17 protein-coding genes are annotated in these 26450 nt (G+C 38.0%); 16 read left to right on the top strand and 1 reads right to left on the bottom strand.

What is annotated here, in order from left to right:
• On the bottom strand, nt 1–1584 hold a 1584-nt coding region (locus tag LU635_RS10060; RefSeq protein ID WP_240098733.1), incomplete at its 3' end, for a histidine kinase dimerization/phosphoacceptor domain -containing protein.
• Nucleotides 1585–1958: 374 nt separating this feature from the next.
• Here LU635_RS10060 and LU635_RS10055 point away from each other — a divergent pair.
• From LU635_RS10055 to LU635_RS09980, 16 genes are all read left to right on the top strand, one after another.
• Nucleotides 1959–2879, top strand: a complete 921-nt coding sequence (locus LU635_RS10055; RefSeq protein ID WP_240098731.1) for a polysaccharide deacetylase family protein — start codon at nt 1959–1961, stop codon at nt 2877–2879.
• A gap of 330 nt (nt 2880–3209) precedes the next feature.
• Nucleotides 3210–5348, top strand: coding sequence for a thioredoxin domain-containing protein (locus LU635_RS10050; protein WP_240098729.1), 2139 nt, complete (start codon nt 3210–3212; stop codon nt 5346–5348).
• 314 nt (nt 5349–5662) lie between these two features.
• On the top strand, nt 5663–6265 hold the full coding sequence (locus tag LU635_RS10045; RefSeq protein ID WP_240098727.1) for a 3-keto-disaccharide hydrolase: 603 nt from the start codon (nt 5663–5665) through the stop codon (nt 6263–6265).
• Between the two features lie 44 nt (nt 6266–6309).
• A complete protein-coding gene (locus tag LU635_RS10040) occupies nt 6310–7161 on the top strand; it encodes an ROK family protein (protein ID WP_240098725.1) in 852 nt (283 codons plus the stop codon).
• Nucleotides 7162–7569: 408 nt separating this feature from the next.
• The gene (locus tag LU635_RS10035) at nt 7570–8703 is read left to right on the top strand and encodes an acyltransferase family protein (protein ID WP_240098723.1); all 1134 of its coding nucleotides are present in this window, start codon (nt 7570–7572) and stop codon (nt 8701–8703) included.
• Between the two features lie 148 nt (nt 8704–8851).
• Nucleotides 8852–12049, top strand: a complete 3198-nt coding sequence (locus LU635_RS10030; protein ID WP_240098721.1) for a SusC/RagA family TonB-linked outer membrane protein — start codon at nt 8852–8854, stop codon at nt 12047–12049.
• 2 nt (nt 12050–12051) lie between these two features.
• Nucleotides 12052–13740 (top strand): RagB/SusD family nutrient uptake outer membrane protein, encoded by a 1689-nt coding sequence (locus LU635_RS10025; RefSeq protein WP_240098719.1) that lies wholly within the window; start codon nt 12052–12054, stop codon nt 13738–13740.
• Between the two features lie 189 nt (nt 13741–13929).
• Nucleotides 13930–17277, top strand: coding sequence for a CRTAC1 family protein (locus LU635_RS10020; protein ID WP_240098717.1), 3348 nt, complete (start codon nt 13930–13932; stop codon nt 17275–17277).
• 27 nt (nt 17278–17304) lie between these two features.
• Entirely contained in the window at nt 17305–19032 is a 1728-nt protein-coding gene (locus LU635_RS10015) for a GMC oxidoreductase (protein ID WP_240098715.1), read from the top strand.
• Nucleotides 19033–19085: 53 nt separating this feature from the next.
• Entirely contained in the window at nt 19086–19967 is an 882-nt protein-coding gene (locus LU635_RS10010) for a sugar phosphate isomerase/epimerase family protein (protein ID WP_240098713.1), read from the top strand.
• Nucleotides 19968–20009: 42 nt separating this feature from the next.
• Nucleotides 20010–20672 carry a gluconate 2-dehydrogenase subunit 3 family protein gene (locus tag LU635_RS10005; protein WP_240098711.1) on the top strand — a complete coding sequence of 221 codons (663 nt, stop codon included), beginning with the start codon at nt 20010–20012 and terminating at the stop codon, nt 20670–20672.
• 31 nt (nt 20673–20703) lie between these two features.
• Nucleotides 20704–22224, top strand: a complete 1521-nt coding sequence (locus tag LU635_RS10000; protein ID WP_240098710.1) for a TolB family protein — start codon at nt 20704–20706, stop codon at nt 22222–22224.
• Nucleotides 22225–22329: 105 nt separating this feature from the next.
• Nucleotides 22330–23229: a hypothetical protein gene (locus tag LU635_RS09995; RefSeq protein ID WP_240098708.1), complete on the top strand. Its 900-nt coding sequence runs from the start codon at nt 22330–22332 to the stop codon at nt 23227–23229.
• A gap of 346 nt (nt 23230–23575) precedes the next feature.
• Nucleotides 23576–25033 carry a Gfo/Idh/MocA family oxidoreductase gene (locus LU635_RS09990; protein WP_240098706.1) on the top strand — a complete coding sequence of 486 codons (1458 nt, stop codon included), beginning with the start codon at nt 23576–23578 and terminating at the stop codon, nt 25031–25033.
• A 27-nt stretch (nt 25034–25060) separates the two neighbouring features.
• Complete coding sequence (locus LU635_RS09985; RefSeq protein ID WP_240098704.1) at nt 25061–25804, top strand: 3-keto-disaccharide hydrolase; 744 nt, start codon at nt 25061–25063, stop codon at nt 25802–25804.
• Between the two features lie 254 nt (nt 25805–26058).
• Nucleotides 26059–26196, top strand: coding sequence for a hypothetical protein (locus LU635_RS09980; RefSeq protein WP_240098702.1), 138 nt, complete (start codon nt 26059–26061; stop codon nt 26194–26196).
• Nucleotides 26197–26450: the final 254 nt, after the last annotated feature.

The raw sequence follows: 26450 nt of genomic DNA, 5'->3' as shown, positions 1-26450 counted from the left end.
TTTCATTTCAATACTTCCCAGGTTTTCGCCCTGATATAGTTTTTGATGGATTATTCCCATAGACTGGACCCGGTTCTGACTGGCGATCATAGCGTCTTTAGTAGCCGGATCTTCTATTTGAGCCGATTGCAGGGCAATAAGACTTTTTACCATTTCCAGATTGTTCTTAACCCGGTGATGTATCTCTTTAAGCAATAATTCGTTTTCGGCATTTTTGGCCCTGATAATTCTGGTGGCTTTTTTGCTTTTCAAAAAGAAATATAAGAGCGAGAGCAGGAATATAAACAATAGAGAAGCGATCACGATAATAAGGGTCTGGGTCTTACTTTTTTGATCTATTAAAGCGGCCTGGGATGCCAGAGTTTCATCTTTTTTTCCACTTTCATATTTAAATAAAGCTTCAGATTCCAGATTAGAAACTTTATTCTGCATAAGAGTCTCGTATACCTCATGTGCTAGTTGCTGATTTAAATACGCCTTTTGAAAATCCCCGATTTTAGAATAGCTGTCTGCTATTTCATTATATAATATCTGCATTTTTGGCTGGCTACCCTGACCCAGGGCAACATATCCGTCTTTACTAGCTTCAAGATGTGGAAGGGCTTCCTTGTAATCTCCCTTCATATAATATGCCTTGCCAATTCCCCGTCTATAGGTTTTAGCAGCTGGCCGTTCAGCTCCAATCTTGGCCTCAACTATTGCATAAGATTTCACATTATCTTCCAGAGATTTTTGATACTCTTCAAGCTCTGCCCATACATCTCCGCGATAGCCATATGCCCGGGCCAGATTGAAATCATCATCTATATTGTAGCGATTAATCGTTTCAATACACATGTCCGCAGCGTGTATCGCCTTTTCTGGTTCTCCGGCATCATCATAAGCCAGAACGAGTGCTAGCCAGGTTTGAGCGGTAGTATGATGGTCTTCCACTTTTTGTGTTAGCTCCAAAGCTTTTAAACCATATTTTATTGACAATTGCGGCTCTTTTTGTGAAAGAAAAATACTCGCTAGTGCACTAAAAGCTGAGCCCAAGCCTTTCTCATTCCCTGAAGCTTCGTAAATTTCAATGGCATCGAAGATCAATTGTTCAGAACGTTCTGTGTCATTTCCTTCAATGTATTCATAGGCCAATTCGACACTGGTAATAGCTACCTTGGCCATATCATTCACTTTCTTGAATAATGCAATTGCTTTTTCACCGTGAGGAAGTATCGAATCAATCGTAAAGGGTACGTGAAAGGCATGCCAGCGCATTAAAAGAAGGTGTGCTTCCGCTTTAAGTTTTTCGTCTTCTAAGCGATAAGCCCGGTCTAAGGTCTGCAAAGCTTTTTCATGAAAATTTTCAGGATTTTCAACATAGTTATTATTTAGCCATTCAAGGGAAATATTTACAGGAATCTCTTTGAATGTATTTAGGCTGTAGGTGTTAATGGAATCTGTTTGGGCAAGGGAAGCATTTAAGAACAGGCTGAAAAAAAGCAGATGGAAAAAGTATCTTTTCTTAATTATGGTTTCTAAATGCAATAAGCTGAATCCTGAAAAAAAACTAACCAGTATAAGTGTATAGATTGTTTTGAACATAACTTTTTGATCTACTGGTTGTAAAGAACCTTTTATATAATCTTAAATATACATATTTTCCTTATAAAAAGACCTGGCTCTTTTTTATAAGTTGCTGAGTGCCAAATTATTTCGAATATCCTACGGTTACTCTGATAAAGTTTAATGATTCCCTGTTTTTAAAAAAATCGGTTTCTGGTGATCCTGCTTTTATATTCATAAGTTCAATTTTTGAATAAACCTTTAGCAGGGTGTTTTTTAAGGATAAGTTTTAAACTAGTTACGGGAGTAAGAAGCCAAGTATGGGAATTGCGTATGACTTGACTAAATATTTTAGTATCTTTCAATAATTAAATAAAAAATTTATGAATATTCAATCTTTTAAAATATTATTAATGATTCTGAGCTTTATGAGCTATCCGGTTCTTGCTCAGAACAGTAATCAGACCCTTTCCGAGAAACTGGGGTATCCGGCTGACGCAAAATTGCTTATTATTCATGCTGATGACGCCGGGATTAGCCATTCAGAAAATATAGCAACCATAAAAGCCCTGGAGGAGGGGGGCGTAAATTCTGTGAGCATTATGGTACCCTGTCCGTGGTTCCCTGAAATTGCGGAATATGCCCGCCTGCATTCTGAAGAAAAAGACTTTGGCCTTCATCTTACGGTTACCAGTGAGTGGAAGAATTACAAATGGGGGCCCACAAGCTCAAAAAATATGGTACCCAGCCTGGTTAACGAAAATGGTTATTTTTTTCATTTAGAAGATAGTATACGTTTGAAAGCAGACCTGGGAGATGTTGAAAGAGAAATTACGGCTCAGATCGAAAAAGCCCTGTCTTATGGAATTGATATAACTCATTTGGACGCTCATATGGGGGCTATAAGAACCACGCCGGAGCTGATGGAAGTTTATATTAAGAAAGGTCGGGAATATAATTTACCAGTCCTTTTAAGCGAAGATATGTCATCTCTTGAGACAGTTAGAAAAACGATGAAATTAACTGCAAAAGATATAGTGGTTGACCATTATTACCAGGCTGATCCGGAAATATTCGCCAAAGGTATGGAATCATATTATGAAGAAATTCTTAATAATCTTAAGCCTGGATTGTCCACCATTATTATTCATTTAGCTGAAAATAATGAAGAAATGAAAGCCGTTACTATTGATCATCCTAATTGGGGAAATGTATGGAGACAGGAAGACCTTGATTTTTTTACAAGCGATAAAGCTCAGGAGTTAATTGAAAAAAATAATATAATTATGGTAACCTGGCGTGAATTAAGGGACAAAATTGTAAGAGCAGATTGAAGATTCCAGGGGGTGTCTCAAAATCTCTTTATTCCATAAATTCTGCTTAATGTTTGATTGGGGAAAGCCGTATTTCTGTATTATCCAGTAAAAGTAGGAAACCAGGAGTACATTCCAAAGAAGGCAAAAAGCTTCTAATTTAAAAGCCTTATTAGGCTATTTTAATTCTTCAGGAGAAACTTTGTGAAGGGAGTTTCGACCTATATATGGGTCATCCTGGTTATTCGGTGTCAAAGCCTGTTCCTCTTTTTAGAATGCATACTTATCAAATAAGCATTTCATAAGATGTATTAAACTGTATATTGTAGGTTAAATAAATTACAACTTTCTATGTCATTGAAATGGCCAATTATCTTTCTCTGTTTCCTTCTTTTTATTGCATGTGATTCCAAAGAACAATCTGAATCTTCAAAAAATCCGGGAAACCGACTTGCAAAAGCCAGTAGTCCTTATTTACAGGAGCATTCCGATAATCCCATAGATTGGTATGAATGGGGTCCTGAAGCCCTGGAAAAGGCTAAAAGGGAGAAGAAGCCAATTGTAATTAGTGTTGGATATGCAGCCTGTCACTGGTGTCATGTAATGGAGGAAGAAAGTTTTATGGATACGGCAGTGGCCGCTATTATGAACAAAGAATTTATTTCTATTAAGGTAGATAGGGAAGAAAGGCCCGATATAGATAAAGTATATATGGATGCGGCTGTATTATTAAATGGAAGTGGGGGCTGGCCTCTGAATGTAATAGCTCTTCCGGACGGCAGACCTTTTTTTGCCGGGACTTACTATCCTAAGGAGCAATGGAAAAAGTTACTGAAACAAGTGGCAGAAACCTATAAACAAGACAAGGAGGGAATAGTAAGAACGGCTGATGCTCTTACCAAAGGGATACGCAAAGGTAATTCCCTGGACAGCCTTAAAGCTGAAAATACGGAATTGACAAGTAAGGAGAATTATTTGGCTTTAAGAAATTCATGGAAGGAGAAATTGGATCCCTATAAAGGAGGGTATAAAGGAGATCAAAAATTCCCGCTGCCGTTGTCCTGGGAGGCCCTTCTTCAGTATCATTATTTGACTGGAGATGAAGAAATTCTTGAAATCGTAAATACTACTTTAACCAATATGGGAAAAGGAGCAATTTATGATCAATTAGGAGGTGGCTTTTCCAGGTATACAACTGACTCAAACTGGCTGGTACCTCATTTTGAAAAAATGCTCTATGATAATGCTCAATTAATTAGTTTGTATTCTCAAGCATATAAGCTTACAGAAAATAGGGAATATGCCAGGATCGTAAGAGAGAGCATTGAATTTGTGGAGCGGGAGCTGTATAACGGAAAAGGGGGGTATTATTCCTCTATCAATGCCGATAGTAATGGAGAAGAAGGTAAATATTATGTGTGGAGTGCCCAGGAGATAAATAAAGTTTTGAATTCTGAGGAAGCCAGATTATTTAAGGATTTCTATAATATTGAATCATATGGAAATTGGGAAGCAGGAAAGAACATCCTCTATCGCAATTATTCAGAGAAAGAATATGCGAAAGAAGAAAATCTTGAATATTCTGAGGTAAAAAAAATACTTACAGAGTCCAGGAATAAACTTAGGTTAGTCAGAGAAAATAGAACAAAACCAACGGTAGATAGAAAGGTGATTACTTCATGGAATGCCCTTATGTTAAAGGCCTATCTGGATGCGTTTACCGCTTTGGGTGATAATCAATATCTGGAAAGAGCCGAAGAGACTGCAGATTTTTTAACCGAAAAAATGACGGGGGCCGATTATAGCGTGATGAGAAGTTATATGGAAGGCAAGAGCAGGACCCCGGGTTTTTTAGACGACTATAGTTATCTAAGTAATGCTTTGATTAAGCTTTATCAGATTAATTTTAAGGATAGATGGCTGAAGCAGGCAGACAGTATTGTTCAATATGCCATAACACATTTTGGGGATAACCAGACGGGTATGTTTTATTATGCTCCTAATAATATAAATGAACTTATTACCAGGCAGTTTGAAATGGATGACAACGTATTGCCTTCTTCTAATTCTGTAATGGCAATTAATCTATTTGTCTTGGGTGAATTAAAGGCTAGTAAAGAATACTCTGCTCGTAGTGAAGAAATGATGCAGAGAGTTTTGAATCAACTAAAGAAATACCCTTCCAATTATGCAAACTGGAGCAGGCTATTAGGTTATAAAGCTTTTGGCGTTAATGAAGTAGCTATTGTTGGGGAGGATGCCTTTGAAAAAAATATTATGTTTCAAAAGAAATATTACCCCACAGCCATTTTTATGGGTGGGAAATCAGAAAGCCTTCCGCTACTGAAGGGTAAATTGATTACGGGATCTACTCTTATTTATGTTTGTGAGAATAAAACATGTAAGTATCCTGTAGCTGATGTGGGGGCTGCTCAAAATATGCTAAGTGAGTATAAGTCAGATTATTCCGGAATCCTTGACCTGAATTAAAAGCTTCATACTTAAAAATAAATTCATTTAATTTAACTGCCACTTCTTTTTATATAAATTTATAGAAGTATTACATTTAATATAAAAAATAAAGAAAGTTTTGTACATTACGCTAGATTAATTTCCTGAAAAGGGAAAAATAGATGTTTATTTTTTAAAAAAAATTTGGCCTGGAGGGTATAGCTACTTCTATAATGCTTTCGGTTTTTTGCGAATGAAGCTAACCTGTCGCAGCCTCTTAACAGAAATTATATTATTTCTGGGGAGACCCGTTTTTCTCCTCACCGAATATTAGAATTCAAAGTTTTTAAATTATGCGATATATAATACGGATTTTAGTTGTAATGCTTGTCTTTTTTCAGTTTGGATGCAATTCTCCAAAAGAACTTTTTAATCAAAGAGATCTTGAGGGATGGCAGATTTATGGTACCGAGAAATGGTATGTTGAAAATGATTTACTGGTTGCAGAAAGCGGGTCTGATGAAGAGTACGGATATCTTGCAACAACCGATAACTATAAAAATTTTGAACTGGAACTGGAGTTCTTGCAGGAGCAAAATGGAAATAGCGGAGTGTTTTTCCGTTCCCATATCGAAGGGACAAAAATTACCGGCTGGCAGGTAGAGGTAGCACCTCCGGGCCATGATACCGGTGGTATTTATGAATCCTATGGTCGGGATTGGTTGATAAAGCCTGATTCTTCCAAAGATGAAGTGCTGAAATTTGGTGAATGGAATAAGATGAAAATCAGGGTGGTAGGAGATTCCGTAACTACCTGGTTAAACGGAGTTCAAATGGTAGAATTGAAAGATGATAAAATTGGAATGGCTACGGGAAAAATAGCACTCCAGATTCATTCAGGTGGAGGGATAAAGGTTTACTGGCGTAATATTGAAATAAAAAAGATTCCGGAATAGGCGCTTAAATACAAATTTTAAATAGCGGCTAGCAATCATCAATTATGAGAGACACTGTAATAGGTATAGACATTGGGGCTACAAAAATTCATATGGGGATAGTTAATGCGTCCCGGGTTATCAAAGATCATGTGATTCCCACATCTGCAAAGGCATCTAAAGAACAAATTATTCAGGAAATAATTGAGGGAATTGAGAAGTTGGCGAATGATGATTTTAAGGGAATTGGAATAGGCGTTCCCGGACTTGTGAATGTAGAGAAAGGAATTATCTATGATCTATGGAATATTCCTTCCTGGAAAGAAGTATTCTTAAAAGATCATTTGGAGCGCTATTTTAATAAACCTGTGAAGATCATAAATGATGCTAATTCCTTTGCCATGGGAGAAAAAAAGTATGGAATTGGAAAGGATTATAGCAATTTTGTGGGTGTTTCTTTAGGAACCGGCTATGGTACGGGTATTATTATAAATAATGAACTTTATTCAGGGACTCTTTCCGGGGCCGGGGAACTGGCTAATATCCCTTATTTGGATAAAACCATCGAAGATTACTGTAGTGGGAAATTCTTCAGATCTCATTATGGAGAAGAGGGATCTGTATTATATAAAAGAGCTGAAGAAGGTGATCGGGAAGCGCTAAAGGCATTTGACGATTTTGGAAAGCATCTTGGAGAGAGTTTTAAATTAATTCTCTACGTACTGGCTCCGGAAGCCATTATTCTAGGAGGCTCAGTGAGTAAAGCCTTCAGGTTTTTTGAAGGGTCACTTCAGGAACGTATAAATTCATTTCCTTTTAAACGAATTACTGAAAAAGTTAAAATAGTTCCTTCTATTGTTTCCGATGTTTCCCTATTAGGTCCCGCAGCCTTATTCGATGATGATTCGGCCTGCTGATTTTGATTATAATTAGAGAGTTACTTAGACCTGTAAAGAAAGTTTCTTCTTTACAGGCCGTAATACAGTTTTTTAACACCTAACTAAACTATGTGACCCCCATGATTCTTATAAACTTCATTTATAAGCTTAAGAAAGGACCGGAAGTTTTGGCCTGTAGGTAGTTGAAAGCCTTTTGATTGAACTTCTATTATATATTTAATTCCTTCCTTAATTGTTGCTTTTTCTGTTAGAGAGCCTAAATAGGTTTTATTACATGAAAGCATTGTGGCAAAATTTAGCACTTTAAATTTAAGAATGAACTTTACAAAAAAATTTAATAAAGTTTATAATAAATAAAAAAAATAACTATAAGTTTAGTTTTTATAATTAAAAATTGTTTATTTGTAAAATTACTGTTAAAAAATAATGGAAATAAAAGGTATAAAAGAAAGGTATTTAGCACTTGATATTTTGAGAGGTTTAACTATTGCCTTGATGATTGTGGTGAATACTCCCGGAAGTTGGGAAACCATCTATGCCCCCTTTAAGCATTCAGCATGGCATGGTTTTACTATTACCGATCTTGTTTTTCCGACTTTCCTTTTTGTAATTGGGAATGCGATGAGTTTTAGCCTTAAGAAATATGAATCCAAAGGCGAAAAAGCGTTTTTAACAAAACTTTTTAAAAGAAGCCTGATTATATTTTTTATTGGATTGCTTCTAAATGCTTTTCCATTTGTTCAGCAAGATGTTTCCGGTGAATGGCAGTTTGTGAATTTTTCCAATATAAGGATAATGGGAGTGTTGCAGCGTATAGCAATATGCTATCTGGCTGCCGGCCTATTGATTAGGTATCTAAATATGAAATATTTACTAGGCATTGGAGCTTTTCTCCTGCTGCTTTATTGGGGGTTGTTGTATTATTTTGGTGATCCTGGAGCTGCTTATACTCTGGAAGGGAATGCGGCTCTTAAATTTGATTTGTTAATTTTTTCTTCTGAGAATTTGTATATGGGTTACGGAATTCCTTTTGATCCTGAAGGCTTGCTCAGTAATATCCCGGCTATAGTTAATGTAATAGGAGGCTATGTAGCGGGGATCTTTATCCAAAGATCCGGAGGTAATATTTCTACTGTTGGGAAACTGGCTTTAATAGGACTGCTTTTATTGGGGACTTCTCTGGTTTGGGATAGTTCCTTCCCGATAAATAAACCAATATGGACCAGTTCATATGTCCTTCATACCATTGCCTGGGATTTATTAATATTGGCATTCTTAATATTGATAACCGACATTTTACGATTTAAAAAGGGAGTCTACTTCTTCGAGGTATTTGGAAGGAATCCTTTATTTATATATATCCTTTCGGGGGTAATAATACAAATTGTCAGTCTCATTTCTTTCGGCGAGCTCAGTTTAAAGACCATTATTTATCAGGATATTTTTCTCGCGGGCTTAGGTCCTTATACAGCCTCTTTGCTATTCGCTTTGAGTTATATGTTTATTCTGTGGTTGATTGGTTTGTGGATGGATAAAAGATCAGTATACATCAAAGTTTGAAAAACATAATATTTTAAATCATTAAAAATTTGTCTTTAAAAATATTATTTTTTCAATATAAGATTGCTTTTTTTCAATTTTTATTGAAAGGATAAGTCTTTTCTAAGTTTTATCTATATATTTAAAAACTAACTAAATTAATTCAATTATGAATGTAAAAATTACTACTACTCGTGTAGATTTTTCTCCGGGTTATGTGAAAAATATGCTTTTATATTTTTCCATGATTTTCCTTTTTTATACCCTGGGAGGTAGTCAATCTCTTTATGCGGCTACTGTAGAGGAAAGTTATACACAAGAAACAATTTCGGGAATGGTTACTGACCAAAATGGTGTGCCCTTGCCAGGTGTAAATGTTTTCATTAAAGGAACAACGGTTGGGACACAAACCGATTTTGATGGAAATTACAGCTTAGATGCTTCCGCCGGGCAAACCCTTGTCTTTAGTTATGTGGGTTACAAAACTCAGGAAATGGTTTTGGGTGATCAGGATGTTGTTGATGTTACAATGCAGGAAGATGCAAGTCAACTGGATGAAATTGTGGTAATGGGATATACTCAGCAAACTCGAGGTGACGTGACTGGGTCTGTGGCCTCAGTAGATATTTCGGAGGCAACTAAGGCTCCCATTGTAAACGCAGCAGAAGCCCTTCAGGGTCGGGTTACCGGGGTGACTGTGCAAAACGATGGTTCGCCCGGTTCTTCTCCTATAGTAAGAATTCGTGGATTCGGAACCAGTAACAATAATAATCCACTTTATATAATAGATGGGGTTCAAACAGATGATCCGTCTATTCTTAACAGTATAAACTCTAATGATATTGCGCAGATGAACGTTCTGAAGGATGGAGCTGCCGCTATTTATGGTGCAAGAGCATCAAATGGAGTTGTAATTATAACTACAAAAGGTGGAGGCTATAACATGGCTGGACCCTCTATTTCTGTGGATGGATATGTTGGGTTTGCAAGAGCTGCGAATCTTCCTGACCTGTTAAATCCACAGCAACATGGAGAAATGATATTCCAGAGTCTTAGAAATGATGGTGCCACAGTTACTCACCCGCAATATGGGAGTGGAGCAAATCCTGTCGTGCCGGACATGATCCAGGGTGTACCGGTAGATGTTACCGTTCCTCAGGGTGGAACTGATTGGTTAGATGAGATATTTCGTAATGCTGCTACCTATAACACATCCCTTAGTATGGAAAATGGGAATGAACATGGGAAATACCTATTGTCGCTTAATTATTTAAAAAGAGAAGGTATACAATTGGAGACCGGATATGAAAGAGCTACTACCAGATTAAATTCAGAATTTAAAATAGGTGATAAAGTAAGAGTGGGTGAGCATCTTAATGTTTCATTCAGCAATACCCGTTCCAATAACCAGGTCAATTTTGCATTGAGAGCTTCACCTCTATTGCCGGTTTATGACGATAATGGAAATTATACGGGAACCTATGCGGCTTCTGCTGGTTTGAGTAACCCGGAAAACCCTGTTGCGATTCTTGAAAGGGCATCAGATAATTACAGCAAGTCCCTTCGCTTGTTTGGAGATGTTTATGCTTCACTTGAAATATTAGAGTCTTTGAATATTAAAACTTCTATTGGAGCAGATATTCAGTCATATGATGGAAGGTTTTTCCTTCCAAAGAATCCAGAGCATTCGGAGCCCCGTTCAACAAATACACTAACCGAACAGGATTCCAATAATTATGAGTGGATCTGGACGAACACCATAAACTACAATAATAATTTTGGAGAACATAGTATTAATGCTGTTGCAGGTATGGAAGCTCTTTCCCAGCGTGGAAAAGGGAAAGGAATAAGTAGAAACGACTATTTATTTGAAAGCCCTGATTTCTATCTTTTAAGCAATGGTGCTGGGGCACCTATTATTGATTATGCTTATGATGGGACTTCAACACTGTTTTCGATATTTGGTACCGCGAATTATAATTTTGCGGGTAAATATTATTTGTCAGCAACTGTTAGAAGGGATGAGTCTTCAAGATTCCGTGGCGATAATAAGAGTGATGTTTTTCCGTCCTTCAGTGCTGGATGGGTAATTAGTAATGAAGACTTTTACCCCGTGGATGCCTTGGTGAACAGATTAAAATTAAAAGGATCCTGGGGAGAATTAGGTAACCAGACCTTACCATCTGATAACCCAACCATTAATATATCTAATTTAAATAATCAGTATGCCAATTATGCCTTTAGTGGTAGTGGCACTCCTACAACAGGAGCTATTTTGAGCCAGGTGGGAAATCCTAATCTTAGATGGGAAACCAGTGTAACGAAAAATATTGGTTTAAATGTTGGGATGTTTGATGATAGATTGGATGCCAGTGTTGAAGTTTATGAGATTACCACAAAAGACCTTATTACAAGGGACAATAGCTTAATTAGTACTACGGCTATAGATGCCCAGGCGCCTCTGGTTAACCTTGGATCTATTAAAAACACCGGTGTTGATTTTAGCATTGGTTACCAGAGCCAGGCAAGTTCTGATTTCAGTTATGGTATAAATCTTAATGTATCCCATTATAAGAATGAAGTTACAGACCTTATAAGTGAGTTTCAAACTGGAAATACCGGATTTAGAGGTGGTGCCATCACCAGAACTTCGGTAGGGAAACCGCTCTCTTATTTCTATGGAAGAGAAGTAGTAGGGATTTTTGCTTCCGAAGCAGAAGTTTCTGCGGCGGCCGATCAGGGCTTTACCACTCCGGCTGATGGAGTAGGGCGTTTTCAGTATGCCGATATAAATAATGATGGTGTGATCAATGATGAGGACAGAACTGATATCGGGTCTCCTCATCCTGATTTTACTTACGGCTTAAACCTGACCGCAGAGTACAAAGGATTTGATATGTCTGCCTTTTTCTCAGGTTCACAGGGTAATGACATTTATAACTATCAAAAGGTGTTTACAGATTTTCCTCTTTTCTTCGATGCGAACAGAAGTGCGAGAGTCTTAGATTCCTTTACTCCGGATAATCCTAATGCGGCCTTACCGGCTTTAAGTGCAACAATTCGTAATAATGAAACGAACCCTAACTCTTATTTTGTTGAAGATGGTTCTTATTTAAGATTAAAAAACCTGCAAATAGGTTATAATTTTGCAGATAATATAGTAGATAAACTAAGAATTCAGGATTTGCGTATTTATGTACAGGGAACTAACTTGTTCACTATTACTGGTTATGATGGTCTTGATCCTGAAATAGGATCCTTTGACAGTCTTACTCTGGGAGTAGATGGGAATGTTGCAGGCGGAGGTCTTTTAACTGTCTATCCTGTATCACAATTATATACATTAGGTGTTAATATTAAACTATAGTAATGATGAGAAAGAAAATATTCTATTATATCCTTCCTATTTTTGCTTTCATAGCTTGTAATGAGGAATTTACCGAAAATCCTGCTATAGGAGCATTAAGTGACGAGGCCCTGCAGAATGCACAGGGAGTGGATCTTTTACTTACAGGAGCCTATTCGGCTCTCGATGGAGTAGTCAATAATAATGGAGGTAACGGTTTTGCCGTTAGCCCTGATAACTGGTGGTTTGATGTAATGTCAGACGACGCTCATAAAGGAAGTACCGATGGGGACCAGGCAGATTTGTATAATCTTGAAACTTATACCTTCACTCCTGCTAATCCTTATATCTTAGGAAGATGGGAGGCGCTGTATGGTGGTGTAAATCGTGCGAATGCTGTGATATCTGTGATTGAAAGTATTGAAGGCGAAGATTTTTCTGAAAAGTTAGCTGAAGCAAGGTTTTTAAGAGGCTACTTTAATTTTGAATTGCAAAAGATTTTTGGAAACCCTGCCTTTATTTCAGCCGAAAATTACGTTAATAGTGAATTTAATCAACCCAATCCGGGCCCGATCTGGGACCAAATTGAAGCTGATCAGCAGTTTGCCATTGATAATTTACCAGATATACAATCAGAGCCTGGAAGACCAACTTCCTGGACTGCCAAAGCTTTTTTAGGTAAGACACACTTATTTCAGAAGGATTGGCAGAAGGCATTTGATTTGTTACAGGATGTAGTTCAAAATGGACCTTATGGTTTAAATGATGAATTTGTAGCTAACTTTAGAGCTGGAGGTGAAAACAGTGAAGAATCTGTTTTTGCGATACAGTTTGCTGCAGATGATGGACTTTCATATAATGGAAACGTAGGTGGTACCTTGAATTTTCCTAATGCCCTTGGTTGGTGCTGCGGTTTTTATGTGCCCACTCAGGATTTAGTGAATGCATATAAAACGGGAGCAGATGGATTGCCACTATTGGATAATTATAGTGACACCGATGTGGCTAACGATTATGGAATTGAAAGTGATGAAGCTTTTACTCCGGAATCCGGACCACTTGATCCGCGTTTGGATTATACAGTTGGAAGACGTGGTATACAGTATAATGGATATGGAATCAACCCAGGTAAAGAATGGGTGCGTAACAGTTTTTCTGACATTTCCGGACCTTATCTGCCTAAAAAGAATGTCTATTACGCAGGAGATGACGTAAATATGGGAACAGGTTCCTGGGGTCAGCAGCATTCAGGTGTAAATTATAATGTGATGAGATTTTCCGGCGTCTTACTAATGGCTGCGGAAGCTGCCGCAGAACTGGACGATCTGGATACTGCGCTTGATTATGTTAACCAGGTGAGAGAGAGAGCTAAAAATTCAACTTACGTGCAGGCTGAAGATGGTTCGCCGGCTGCCAACTATAATATTGAAACTTATGCTTCATTCCCTGATAAAGAATTTGCTATAAAAGCAGTTAGATTTGAGAGGAGACTGGAACTGGCCATGGAAGGTCATAGGTATTTTGATCTGGCTCGTTGGGGACCAACTTTCATGAAAAATGTTATTGAGGAGTATATTGCCAATGAAACTCAAACAATACCTAATTTTGGTCCTAAAGTATCCCCGTTCAAGGAGTATATGGTTATAATGCCTATACCAACTACGGCAATAGATCTTTCGGGGAATATTTTAGAGCAAAACCCACAATACTAGAATTACTTGAATCAAATAAGCTATACAACATAAGCTTGTATATTTTATAGAAATAAATAGAATAATAAGATGTTTAAGGGCTTGTCTAAAATAGGTGAAGACTTATTAAGGCGAGCTCTTAAACTTCATGCCAAACACTTTTAAGAATCAATCCCCTTACCAGATTTTATGAAAAGGCAAATGTCGAAAATGAAAACAGCGAATTTATTTGTGTTGCTTTTGGGTTGCACAATTTCTTTCCTTAGTTCGTGTTCATCCGATCCTGATGAAACAGAAAAGAATATTAATAATTTTACCCAATTATCTTCAGAAGATACGGGAATTGATTTTCAGAATAATTTAAAGGAAAATGACAGCATTAATTATTTCAGTTATTCTTACCTCTATATGGGGGGAGGGATTGCTGCTGGTGATGTTGATAATGATGGTTTAACCGATCTGTTTTTTACCGGTAATATGGAGCCTAATCGCCTTTATCTTAATCAGGGAGATTTAAAATTTAAAGATATCACTCAGGAAGCCGGGGTTAGTGGTGATAACAGGTGGTTTACAGGAGTTACCATGGTTGATATTAACGAAGACGGATACCTGGATATTTATGTTTCGGCTTCTGGAAAATTTGAACCTCGGGATAACTTACTGTATGTGAATAACGGTGATGGTACCTTTACTGAGAAGGCTGAAGAATATGGTATAGCAGATAAAGGTCATAGCGTTCAGGCTACTTTTTTCGATTATGATATGGATGGTGATTTGGATCTTTATGTAGCTAACTATCCTCCAACCCGTTTTGACGCACCTAATAACTACTATCTTTTTAAAATGCAGAACGTTAGTGATGTAGAGACGGATAATCTATATCGAAACGATCAGGGACATTTTACTAAGGTCACCAATGAAGCTGGAGTGAGGTCTTTTGGTCTTTCCTTAAGTGCGACCGTGGGAGATCTGAATGAAGATGGATGGCCAGATATTTATGTTTCCAATGACTTTAGTACGCCTGATTATATGTATTTGAATAATCAGGATGGGACATTCACAAATGTATTAAAAGAAGCTACCCAGCAAACTTCATTTTACGGGATGGGAGTAGATATTGCTGATTATAATAACGACGGACTGCTTGATATCCTCCAAATGGATATGGCAGCAAAGAACAATCGCCGTGCGAAAGCAAATATGGCAAGTATGAATCCCTCAATTTTCTGGAGTACAGTGAATGCTGGTTTTCATTATCAGTATATGTATAACTCTCTTCAGACCAATGCGGGTAATCTACATGGAAACACTCCGCATTTTAGCAATACAGCGAATTTAGCAGGCGTTCAGGCAACCGATTGGAGCTGGGCTCCTCTCTTCGTTGATCTGGATAATGATGGCTGGAAAGATATTTATATCTCCAATGGGACTAGGAGAGAGATTAATAATAAAGATTATTTCAATGAGCTTAAGAAGAGACCTACACAAACTGATAGCCTATTAGAGAAATCCCTTGAGATACCTTCTGAAAAGGTAGATAATTTTGTTTATAAGAATAATGGGGATATGACCTTTGAAAGGTCTAATGAGCAATGGGGCTTAAGTTATAAAGGTTTTTCAAATGGGGCAGTCTATGTTGATTTGGATAATGATGGTGATCTGGAAATCATAACTAATAATATTGATGATAAAGCAACAGTTTTTCAAAATAATAATACGGGAAATAATAATTACCTGACGATTGGTTTTAATGGGCCTGATAAAAATAAGTTTGGGATAGGAACGAGAGTATATATAAGGAATGCCGGGAGATCTCAAATGCAGGAGCTTAATCTTACTCGTGGTTTTCAATCATCAGTTGCTCCCAGATTACATTTTGGTGTTGGAGAGAAAGATAAATTAGAAGAGGTAAAGGTCGTTTGGCCGGATAAGAAAGTTCAGGTTCTAAAAGACGTTTCAGCCAATCAGCTCTTAGTGGTTGATTATGCAAATTCAGAAAAGCCCGTTCCTTCTAAACTGGAAAATCCAGAACAAGAATTATTTTTAACCGTAGCGGCAGATTCACTGAATCTGGAGTATAAGCATACGGAAAACAGCTATAATGATTTTGAGAAGGAAATACTGCTTCCTCATAAGACTTCAATGTTCGGCCCGGGTATGGCAGTGGGTGATCTAAATGGTGATGGTCTGGAAGATCTTTTTGTTGGTGCAGCCGCTCAATATCGTCCGGGAATTTATTTTCAAACTCAAAACGGTTTCGAAAAGAAGGAATTTGAAAATATTCATAACGACAACAAATATGAAGACCTTGGCGCCCTGATATTCGATGCCGATAAGGATGGGGATAACGATCTCTATGTCGTTAGTGGCGGAAATGAATATAGCCAGGATTCTGAAATGCTGCAGGATAGATTATATGTAAATGAAAATGGAAACTTCAAAAAATATACCTCTGCATTGCCTCCTATGATCACAAGTGGTTCAAGAGTTTATGCGAACGATTATGATAAAGATGGTGATTTAGATCTTTTTGTAGGCGGGAGATTAGTTCCGGGGAATTATCCTGCGCCCGCTAATAGTTACCTTTTAGAGAATCAATCTGAAAATGGCAAACCAAAATTTGTAAATGTCACACCTGAAATTGCTCCTGATTTTGAAAAACTGGGTCTTGTAACGAGTGCAAGCTGGACCGATTTTAATAAGGATGGGTGGACCGATCTGGTTATAGCCGGTGAGTGGATGCCTATAAAGGTTTTTAAAAATGACCACGGCAATTTTATTGATGTTTCCAAACAATTAGGCCTTGATGATACTACCGGTTGGTGGTTCAGTCTCAAAGAAGGTGATTTTGATAATGATGGGGATATGGACTTCATTGCAGGAAACCTGGGTCTCAATTATAAATATCAGGCAAGTCAGGATGCCAGCTTTGATATTTATTACTACGATTTTGACGGTAATAATGTTAAGGATATTGTGCTGAGTTATTTTAATGATGGTGAAAAATTTCCGGTAAGAGGTAGAGAGTGTTCCTCCCAGCAAATGCCAGGAATAAAGAAGAAATTTGAAGATTATAATTCTTTTGCCAATGCAAATCTGGAAGATATATATACCGAAGACTATTTGGAAAATGCGCTGCATTACCAGGTGAAGTCTTTTGCAAGTGTGTATATCGAAAACACAGAAGATGGCTTTAAAATACATTCCCTGCCCGTGGAAGCTCAAATATCCAATATCAATCAGATCCTTGTAGAAGATTTTAATAAGGACGGAAATCTGGACGCACTGATAGCCGGAAACCTGTATTCATCAGAAGTGGAAACTCCTCGTGCTGATGCAGGGATAGGACTGCTGCTTGAAGGTAATGGAAAAGGAGGGTTTAACCCCGTAAAAGCAAGGGAAAGTGGATTATTTGTAACGGGCGATGTAAAGGATATGGCTAAAATTTCAACCCCTGAAGGTGAATATATAGTCTTCGCGAAGAATAACGATTATCTGCAATTGGTAAAACTGAAAAATACAGAATCTAATTACAAGGAAATAGCTACAGCCAATTAAGCCTGTTTCAGAAAAAATATAAGAATTATGAAAACCTCTGATTTAAAGAAAAAGTATGACGCCATTGTTATTGGTACCGGAATTACAGGAGGCTGGGCATCCAAAGAGTTATCTGAAGGTGGCCTGGATACACTGGTTCTGGAACGAGGTAGAATGGTAAAACATGTGGAAGATTACCCTACCATGAATATGGATCCCTGGGATTTTGAATTTCGCGGACAGGCAACTTATGAAGACAGGCAAAGACAACTAAAACAGGCGAGAACGGGTTATACCACTGGGGAAGCCAGTAAACACTGGTTTGTGGATGATATTGAACATCCATATAATGAAGAGAAAAGGTTTGACTGGATTCGCGGCTATCATGTAGGAGGAAAATCTCTTATGTGGGCCAGGATGTCTTTTCGGTGGAGTGAAATGGATTTTGAGGCCAATAAAAAGGATGGGCATGGTGTAGACTGGCCAATTAGATATAATGATTTGAAGCCCTGGTATGAAAAGGTGGAAAAATTTGTTGGTATTAGTGGAAAGGCAGAGGGTTTACCTCAATTGCCGGATAGTATATTTACTCCTGAGATGCCACTCAATTGTGTGGAACAGGATTTTAAGGAGGGCGTTGATGCAAATTTTGATGACAGGACCGTAATTAATTCGAGAGCAGCAAACCTGACCGATCCTGAAGGCCGTGAGGGTAGAGGACCTTGTCAATATCGTAATAGATGTATTCGGGGCTGTCCATATGGAGCTTATTTTAGTAGTAATTCTTCCACCCTTCCTGCTGCCGAGCGAACAGGAAATATAACCCTTAGACCACATTCCATTGTTTACGAAATCATATATGATCAGGAACAGGGCAAGGCGATAGGTGTAAAACTTATAGATTCTGAAACAAAAGAAAAGCTGGAGTTCTATGCAGATGTTATTTTCTGCTGTGCGGGAACCGTTCCGTCAACATCGATTCTAATGCAGTCAAAATCTGAAAGATTTCCAAATGGTTTGGGGAATGACAGTGGCGAGCTGGGTCATAATTTAATGGATCATCATTTTAAAGTAGGTGCCAGTGGAGTATCAGATAATCATGAAGAAGATTATTATAAAGGAAGAAAACCTGCAGGATTTTTTGTTCCTCGTTTTCGTAATATAGATGAAAAAAGTACCGTGGACACTTTTATAAGAGGTTATGGAATGCAGGGAGGAGCCAGTAGAACTGACTGGACAGAGGCCGTAGGAGAAATGAGTTATGGTAAGGAGCTAAAAGAAGAGTTGCTTAAACCCGGGGACTGGCAAATTGGAATTAATTGTTTTGGAGAGTGCTTGCCATACCATGAAAATAAAATGTCTTTGGACTATGATAAGCTTGATCAGTGGGGTTTACCTACGGTGACCTTCGATTGTGAGTATAAGGAAAATGAAATGGCAATGAGAAGGGATGCCAAAGAACAGGCAGTTGCCATGCTTAAGGCAGCTGGATTTAGAGACGTGGAAGGTTATGAAGATCCGTGTTTTCCCGGAAACGGAATTCATGAAATGGGAACAGCAAGGATGGGAAGAGATCCTAAAACCTCTGTTTTAAATAAGAATAATCAAATTCATACGGTCCCGAATGTATATGTTACAGATGGTTCATGCATGGCTTCTTCAGCTTCACAGAACCCTTCCCTAACTTATATGGCTATTACAGCAAGAGCTGCTAATCACGCGATTAAAGAATTCAAGGCCGGGAAATTTAAGACTAAGGAAAAGGAACAGGCTTAATAGAAGGCTTTACAGCCCAATGGTGATCAATTATTAACTAAAAAACTATCACAATGATTAAAAGAAGAACATTTATTAAACAATCAGGTTTGGCATTTGCTGCCGCCGCTGTATTACCAAGCGTTTTATACAGTTGTGATAGAGATTATCCTTTAGGTCTTCAGCTTTATTCCTTAAGAGAGACCATAGGAGATGATGTTAATGGGACTGTTGAAAAAGTTGCCGGAGTAGGTTTTAAAGAAGTTGAAACCTATGGCTATTCTTCAGAGAACGGATTCTGGGGATTAAGCGTTTCAGAATTTAAAAAACTTTTGACCGACAACGGCTTAAACTCCCCAAGTGGTCATTACGGGCTGGATAAATACCTGAGTAAAGAAGGTTCAAAAAGTGATTTCGCCTATACCCTGGATGTTGCAAATGGCCTGGATCAGCAATATGTGATTATTCCTCATATTTCTGATAAGCTTAGAACATCCATAGATGATTATAAACGAATGGCTGAAAAATTAAATGAGGCTGGTGAGATGTGTAAAGATGCCGGATTGAAACTGGCATATCATAATCATGCTTTTGAATTTGATAATTATAATGGGGAGAATGGTTATGATGTCTTTTTAAATAATACGGAAAAAGACCTTGTGGCTTTTGAGATGGATATTTATTGGGTGGTAAGAGCTGAAAAAGATCCGGTCCAATTATTTCGAGATCATCCTGGAAGGTTCCAATTATGGCATGTTAAAGATATGAGTAAAACCAATAATGAATTGAACACCGAAATAGGCTCCGGAACAATCGATTTTAAGAAGATATTCGATATGGCTAAGGAAGCCGGTGGAAAACACTTTATTATTGAGCAGGAGAACTTTGAAATGGATCCCTATAAAAGTCTCTCTCAAAGTTACAGGTATATTAAGAGCGACCTTCTTAATTCATAGATTGGAAAGACTCTCACTAATTAGAATTGAAATAATTTAATTATGAATAGAAGACAGGCATTAAGAAATATAGGTTTTGGAGCAGGAATTATAGTAATAGGACCTACTACTTTAAGCCTTTTACAAAGTTGTAAAAATGATCCTGAATATGACTGGCAACCAGTCTTCTTAACAGCAGGTCATGGTCTGGTATTGAAAAAAATACTGGATGTAATATTACCCACTACAGATACTCCGGGAGCTAATGATGTTAATGTTGCTCAGTTTATAGATGCCTATATGAACGAAGTCCCTTCTCCGGAAGATCGGGAAGAATTTCAAAGAGCAGCCCGGGCATTCTCTCAGGCTTTTAAGAATGCAACCGAAAAGGAAGCAGAAAAAGGCGAGTCCGTAGATTTTGAAAACGTAGTGGCTAAATTCCTTAAGGCTACACCAGCAGAAAAAGAAAATTTCATCAAAAGAAATGGGGAGACTCAGGACCCAATGGATAAAAGCCCTGATACGGATGAAGAATTATTTTCACCTGAAGAGGCCGATGCATTAGCTTTTTCTTATTTGAAAAATGTCAGGGATATGGGCATTTGGGCATGGAAGACCAGTGAAGAAATAGGGGAGAATGTTTTGTGGTATGACCCCATTCCCGGTGAATATATTCCATGCGGCCCGGTTGAGGAGCTTGGTAACGGGAAGGCAATGTCCCTTTAAATAAGAATATAGTCCAATTAAATTCAGTCTGATGCGAATCTTAACCCTTCTAATCATCCTATTATTTTGTACGGGCTCTTATTCCCAAAACGACCTGGGGATTTTCAAGTTTAACAGGGATATAGGAGATCCTGATCATAAAGGTTCGGTAAGCTATGATAGTAATGGCCAGGTTTATACTTTAAATGGATCCGGTTATAATATATGGTTTGAAAGGGATGAATTTAATTACTTGTATAATGAAGTGGAGGGTGATTTTATTATTACTGCCAATTTCGAATTCCTCGGAAAAGGAGTTGATCCTCACAGGAAAACAGGACTTATGATTAGGGAGTCTGAAGCTGAAGATGCATCACATGCGAGTGCAGTGTTGCATGGTGACGGACTTACTACAATGCAATGGAGGAGATCTGAGGGAGATGAGATGCAGGTTGAAAATAATGAGATCCGGTCACCAAAAAACCATTACGAAATTCTTCAACTGGAAAGGAGAGGAAGGGAGATTATTATGAGAGCCGCTCATTGGGGTGAACCTTTACAGGTTATTGGATCAAAAGAGATAGAAAGTCTGGACGGGAAGGTGTTAGTAGGTTTATTCATTAATTCCCATGATCCGGCTACTATTGAAAAAGCCAAAGCCTGGAATGTTAGATTAGATAAACCGGTTTCTGAAAAATATAATCCCGGAGAAGAGGGTTGGTTAGGATGCAGACTGGAAACCATCAGTATAGAAGACGGCAAGAGAAAAGTTATTTATTCCAAAAATGACAGGTTTGAAGCGCCTAACTGGATGCCTGATGGTAATGAACTGTTGTTTAACATGGAAGGTTCTTTATATACCATTCCTGTAAATGGAGGAGAAATTTCAAAATTAGATACTGGATTTGCCGATAATCTTAATAATGATCATGGCATTTCCTTCAATGGGGAATTATTGGCGATAAGTCATAGCCCGGAGAATGAAGGTTCTGCAGTATATGTTCTTCCGTTAGAGGGAGGTACACCGCAAAGAGTGACTGAAAAGACTCCGTCCTACTGGCACGGATGGGCATCTAATAACGAAGAAGTAGTTTACGTCGCCACCCGGGAGGGAAATCCAACTTACGATATTTATAAAAAATCAATCCATGGTGGTGAAGAGATCATGTTAACAGATACAAAGAAAGGTGAACATGTAGATGGATGCGAATATTCTCCGGATGGTAAATATATTTATTATAATGGGAGTTCATCAGGAACCATGCAAATCTGGAGGATGAAACCGGACGGTAGCGAAAAAGAACAAATTACCTTTGATGCTAATAATGACTGGTTTCCCCATATTTCTCCGGATGGTAATTGGATCGCCTATATTTCCTTTCCTCCGGAAATTCCTGTAAATGATCATCCTTCTTATAAAAGAGTAACTCTTAATATTATACCTGCTTCTGGAGGAGCTCCAAAGGTTATAGCTTATCTGTATGGAGGCCAGGGAACTATTAATGTGCCTTCCTGGGCCCCTGATAGTAAACATTTTGCTTTTGTTAGTAATTCAGGAGAGAAGGCTGAGTAAGATATGAACTATCATTGGGTAATTAGAAAAGACTGGATTTCGAGTATTTAAAAAATGGTTTCCCAAATCTTCTTTAAGAGGAAATACCTTTTGAAGTAAATTTATATGAAGGCACAAAAAAAGTCAGGTTGGCTCTTAAGAATAGTTTTGCTAATTATTCTATATGTGCCTATATGGGTTTCGGGTACTTTGGTTATCACCCACCTGGATCCGGATTTTCCTTCAGAACCTGGTCTTGTTGATACTGGAATGGGTGTTTTTATCCTTAGTATTATAAATACTCTTTTAATCGTTGGTTTAATTGTTTCCTCAAATCTTAGAGGGTTTCGTTTGGCACTTTTATTAGGCATTGCTTACTACGGAGTATTTACTTTTCTTACACAAATCGAAACATGGTACTTTCTGGGTGAATTAAATGTTTCAAAAGAACTTCTATTTGAATTATTGCTTATGGGACTCCCGGTTCCTTTTCTGTTTATTCCCCTGGCGGTATTTTTATGTGGTAGATGGAAAGCTCAGAAAAATATTATTAGTAACGACAGTCTTAACCTTCATATGAGTGAGCTAATTCTGAAGATATTCATCTTGGCAGTTGTTTATGTGCTAATATACTGGCTGGCGGGATACTTTATCGCATGGCAAAATCCTCAACTCCGTGAATTTTATGGCAGTCCCGGGGAAATTGTACCATTTTGGAAGCATACATTCTCTACTATGATTAATGATCCGGGTTTATTCATTCTTCAGATAATGCGGGGTTCCCTATTCACTTTAATAGCTTTCAGTATTATTCGCAATTCCAATGTAAGTAGATGGATTACAGCATTACTGATAGGCCTGTTTCTGGCTGCTCCTCACTTTGGGCATATTCTTTCGAATCCATTAATGCCACTAGCCAGTGTCAGGTTAAGCCATATGATAGAAACTGCATCTTCCACATTTGTTTACGGAGTAATCATAGTGATGGTGTTGTATCGAAAGAATAATGCTGTAAAAGATTTATAGATATTCTTCTTTTACCAAAATCCTTTTGAAAGTTAGTCTAAAAGTATTCCAGCCTTAGAGGATGAGGGGCGGCATTCACTTAGGCTTTACCGATTATTATATATTTGATTTCCTGCGCAATTTAATATAGGAATTCAGAAATATGGTGTTGAGGTCTGGGATAAAGATGTAAAGAACAGAAGGCTATAGATTTAACTGTAAATTATCCATATTTTGATTTATGAAGTAAAAAAAGCTTTAGTTAATAGTCCCATTAATATTTTCAATTTTAATATTTTAATGCTCCTAAAAAAACGAATACTTCAATTTTCAGGAGTTATTCTTATTAACCTACTAAACCTTCTTTATGAGTAAATTAAACAGAAGAACCTTTATTTCCCGAACCACATTAACAGGAATGGGTTTGAGTATTGTTCCTTCCCAGGTGCTGGGAGGTACTGCCGTAACCTCTCCAAATGATAAAATTAATGTTGCTTTAATTGGTGCCGGGACTCAGGCTATGAAAATGTTGCCTGGCTGGTTGGAACGGGACGAACTTCAATTCGTAAGCGTTTGTGATCCCAATCGTGAAAGTTGGGATTACCCGCAATGGGGCTCTCCTCAGGGAGAAACCCATGGAGCTGCGGGAGGAAGAGAAGTTGGACGAAGATTTATAAATGACTTCTATGCGAAGAAGTTAGAAAAATCTTCCTATGATGGTGTTTCAACCTATGCCGATTTTCGGGAACTTTTGGAAAAGGAAAAAGATCTGGATGCCGTATTTATATTGACGCCAGATCATTTGCATGCTACTATTGCCCTGGCAGCGATGGAAAAAGGTCTTTATGTGGCCACTCATAAGCCGATTTCTAATTTTATGAATGAGACCCGGCTAACATGTGATATGGCAAGAAAAACCGGTCTTGCGTCTCATTGTTTTGCCTTTCAAAATCCCAGGGGATTTTATGGGATGCAAAACCTGTTAAAAAGTGGAGTTATTGGTGAAGTGAAAGAATTCCATCGATGGACTAATCGTCCCATGTGGCCGCAGGGTTCACCTCATTTACCGGTACCTGAGCCTGTGCCTGAAGGTTTTGACTGGCAATTATGGCTGGGCCCATCCATAGATCGACCATACTCGCCTGCCTATACTCATACTGTATTCAGGGGCTGGTATGAATTTGGAGCTGGCTGCATGGCGGATATGGGCTATTATGGATTTTGGAAAGACTGGCGGATTTTGAATTTGGGAAAACCGGATAATGCCGAAGGAAATCATAGCAAAATCTCTCAGGTTAAAGACTTCAGAAGTATGTGGGTTGAAAATAATGTGAGTTACCCTCACGCCGGCAGGGCTAACTGGGAGATACCCGTTCTGGGTGAAGATAGAACCATGGACGTTTTCTGGTATGAGGGTGGAATAAGGCCAAGAACCCCTAAGGCTCTTATTAAAAATGATAAAAAGATTGGTGGTGACGGAGTAATGTTCATAGGAGAAAATGGAAGTATTATTTCGGGTTATGCATATGAAGAACCTGTTCTGTTTGATGCAAAGGGGAATATTCAGAAAATTCCTGAGTTTAGTTTAGAGGGAGCCGATCTTAGAGATGAAACTTCAGAAATGATCGATGCATTTAAAGGCGTAAAAGCCTCAAGGGGAAGTATAGATAAGGTACAGAATGTTGCTGAAACTATTTGCCTGGGGAACCTTGCCATTCGTATGGACGATCGTCTGGAATGGGATATCGATAATATGCGGGTGACCAATAATGAGGAAGCGAATCAGTATGTTTCCCGGGATTACAGACCGGGATGGGAGCTTTAACGAAAACCAACTTTTAAAATTAGAATTATGAAAAAACTTCAAATCTTAGGGATCTTATTTATTTTATCGAACTGCTTATCCGCTCAGGAAAACTCGGTTTATGAAAATGAAGGTTATGTTAGCCTGTTCAATGGAAAAGATCTTAGCGGATGGAAAATTCCCGAGGGCGATGGAGGTCACTGGAATGTGATAGACGGGGTGATAGATTATGATGCCCGCTCTGAAGCCACAGGGGACAAGAATCTCTGGACCGAGAGTAAGTATAAAGATTTTAAACTACATGTAGAATGGCGGTTTAAGGGTTACGGTGATCATCTTTTTCCTTTGCCTACCATTTTACCAAATGGAGACTACTTGCGTGATGAGAATGGTGATATTATAGAACCTTTAGGCCCGAACTCCGATTCCGGGATATTGATAAAAGGCGCCGGCCAGGTGCAAATGTGGTGCTGGTCTGTAGGATCAGGTGAATTATGGACAGTAAGAAATAATAAGTCCTTATCACCAGAAGTTCGGGCAGCAGCAGTACCTTCTGAAAAGGCAGATCAGCCTGTGGGTGAATGGAATTCCTATGATATTATCCTTAGAGGAAAAAGGATCACGGTGATTCTGAATGGAATCACGGTAATTGATAATGCTTTATACCCTTCAATGCTCGAATCGGGTCCAATTGGGTTACAGCATCACGGAGGAATTAATCCGGAAACAGGAAAACTAATGGGAGCCTCCAGTCTTGTGCAGTTCCGGAATATCTGGATAAAAGAGCTATAATAATTGGATGTAAATGCCGGTTTGTCAGAATTTGGCGGTATAATTAATTAAATAAATAAGGGCATTTCCTACAATTTAATATTGAAATGATATTCCTTCTATTCTATGATATTAACTCTCAAACAGCCGGTGAATCCTGGGATTGACTATTTTTGTAAGGCATTTGGAATGAATGAATTAAACGGGATAAAAGTGTTAAAAATTTGATTTGTATTAAGAGGTATTCCATATTTACTGGACCTAAATCATTTATTATGGAGCACTTAACCAACTCAAATGACCTTGAGTTTACTGAAGTGTATAGCCGTATTGAAAGGACCTACAATATCGGAAGATTCATAGTCATCAGTACTGGTATCGCTGTTATGGTCAGTGTGTACTTATTTCAGTAAAAGATTTAAGATTGTTGAAGGACCCTCAGTGAAGAACTGGGGGTTTTTTATTTTCGAAAATGCAGATCATCGAATAAATATGCTTTATATCCGATTAATTCGTAAGTTTAGGAAGCCAAAACTAAATAAGGCAATTATCATTTAATGTCTAAGGAATTATTATTATGGCCAGCTGCATTCAATGGATAGGTGATTATAGATTCATTATTTAATTTAATTAGCTAAAGCTCTTTCCCTGGAAAGAGCTTTATTTT

Source organism: Christiangramia crocea (assembly GCF_022410465.1).
Lineage (GTDB): Bacteria > Bacteroidota > Bacteroidia > Flavobacteriales > Flavobacteriaceae > Christiangramia > Christiangramia crocea.
This window is presented reverse-complemented; position numbering and strand designations above follow the sequence as displayed.

Excerpts from the sequence above, each read along its gene's own strand:
- LU635_RS10040 (WP_240098725.1), top strand. The coding sequence starts at position 6,310 with ATGAGAGACACTGTAATAGGTATAGACATTGGGGCTACAAAAATTCAT.
- LU635_RS10050 (WP_240098729.1), top strand. The coding sequence starts at position 3,210 with ATGTCATTGAAATGGCCAATTATCTTTCTCTGTTTCCTTCTTTTTATT.
- LU635_RS09980 (WP_240098702.1), top strand. The coding sequence starts at position 26,059 with ATGGAGCACTTAACCAACTCAAATGACCTTGAGTTTACTGAAGTGTAT.
- LU635_RS10035 (WP_240098723.1), top strand. The coding sequence starts at position 7,570 with ATGGAAATAAAAGGTATAAAAGAAAGGTATTTAGCACTTGATATTTTG.
- LU635_RS10030 (WP_240098721.1), top strand. The coding sequence starts at position 8,852 with ATGAATGTAAAAATTACTACTACTCGTGTAGATTTTTCTCCGGGTTAT.
- LU635_RS09985 (WP_240098704.1), top strand. The coding sequence starts at position 25,061 with ATGAAAAAACTTCAAATCTTAGGGATCTTATTTATTTTATCGAACTGC.
- LU635_RS10025 (WP_240098719.1), top strand. The coding sequence starts at position 12,052 with ATGATGAGAAAGAAAATATTCTATTATATCCTTCCTATTTTTGCTTTC.
- LU635_RS10015 (WP_240098715.1), top strand. The coding sequence starts at position 17,305 with ATGAAAACCTCTGATTTAAAGAAAAAGTATGACGCCATTGTTATTGGT.
- LU635_RS10020 (WP_240098717.1), top strand. The coding sequence starts at position 13,930 with ATGAAAACAGCGAATTTATTTGTGTTGCTTTTGGGTTGCACAATTTCT.
- LU635_RS10000 (WP_240098710.1), top strand. The coding sequence starts at position 20,704 with ATGCGAATCTTAACCCTTCTAATCATCCTATTATTTTGTACGGGCTCT.
- LU635_RS10010 (WP_240098713.1), top strand. The coding sequence starts at position 19,086 with ATGATTAAAAGAAGAACATTTATTAAACAATCAGGTTTGGCATTTGCT.
- LU635_RS10005 (WP_240098711.1), top strand. The coding sequence starts at position 20,010 with ATGAATAGAAGACAGGCATTAAGAAATATAGGTTTTGGAGCAGGAATT.
- LU635_RS10045 (WP_240098727.1), top strand. The coding sequence starts at position 5,663 with ATGCGATATATAATACGGATTTTAGTTGTAATGCTTGTCTTTTTTCAG.
- LU635_RS10055 (WP_240098731.1), top strand. The coding sequence starts at position 1,959 with ATGATTCTGAGCTTTATGAGCTATCCGGTTCTTGCTCAGAACAGTAAT.
- LU635_RS09990 (WP_240098706.1), top strand. The coding sequence starts at position 23,576 with ATGAGTAAATTAAACAGAAGAACCTTTATTTCCCGAACCACATTAACA.
- LU635_RS09995 (WP_240098708.1), top strand. The coding sequence starts at position 22,330 with ATGAAGGCACAAAAAAAGTCAGGTTGGCTCTTAAGAATAGTTTTGCTA.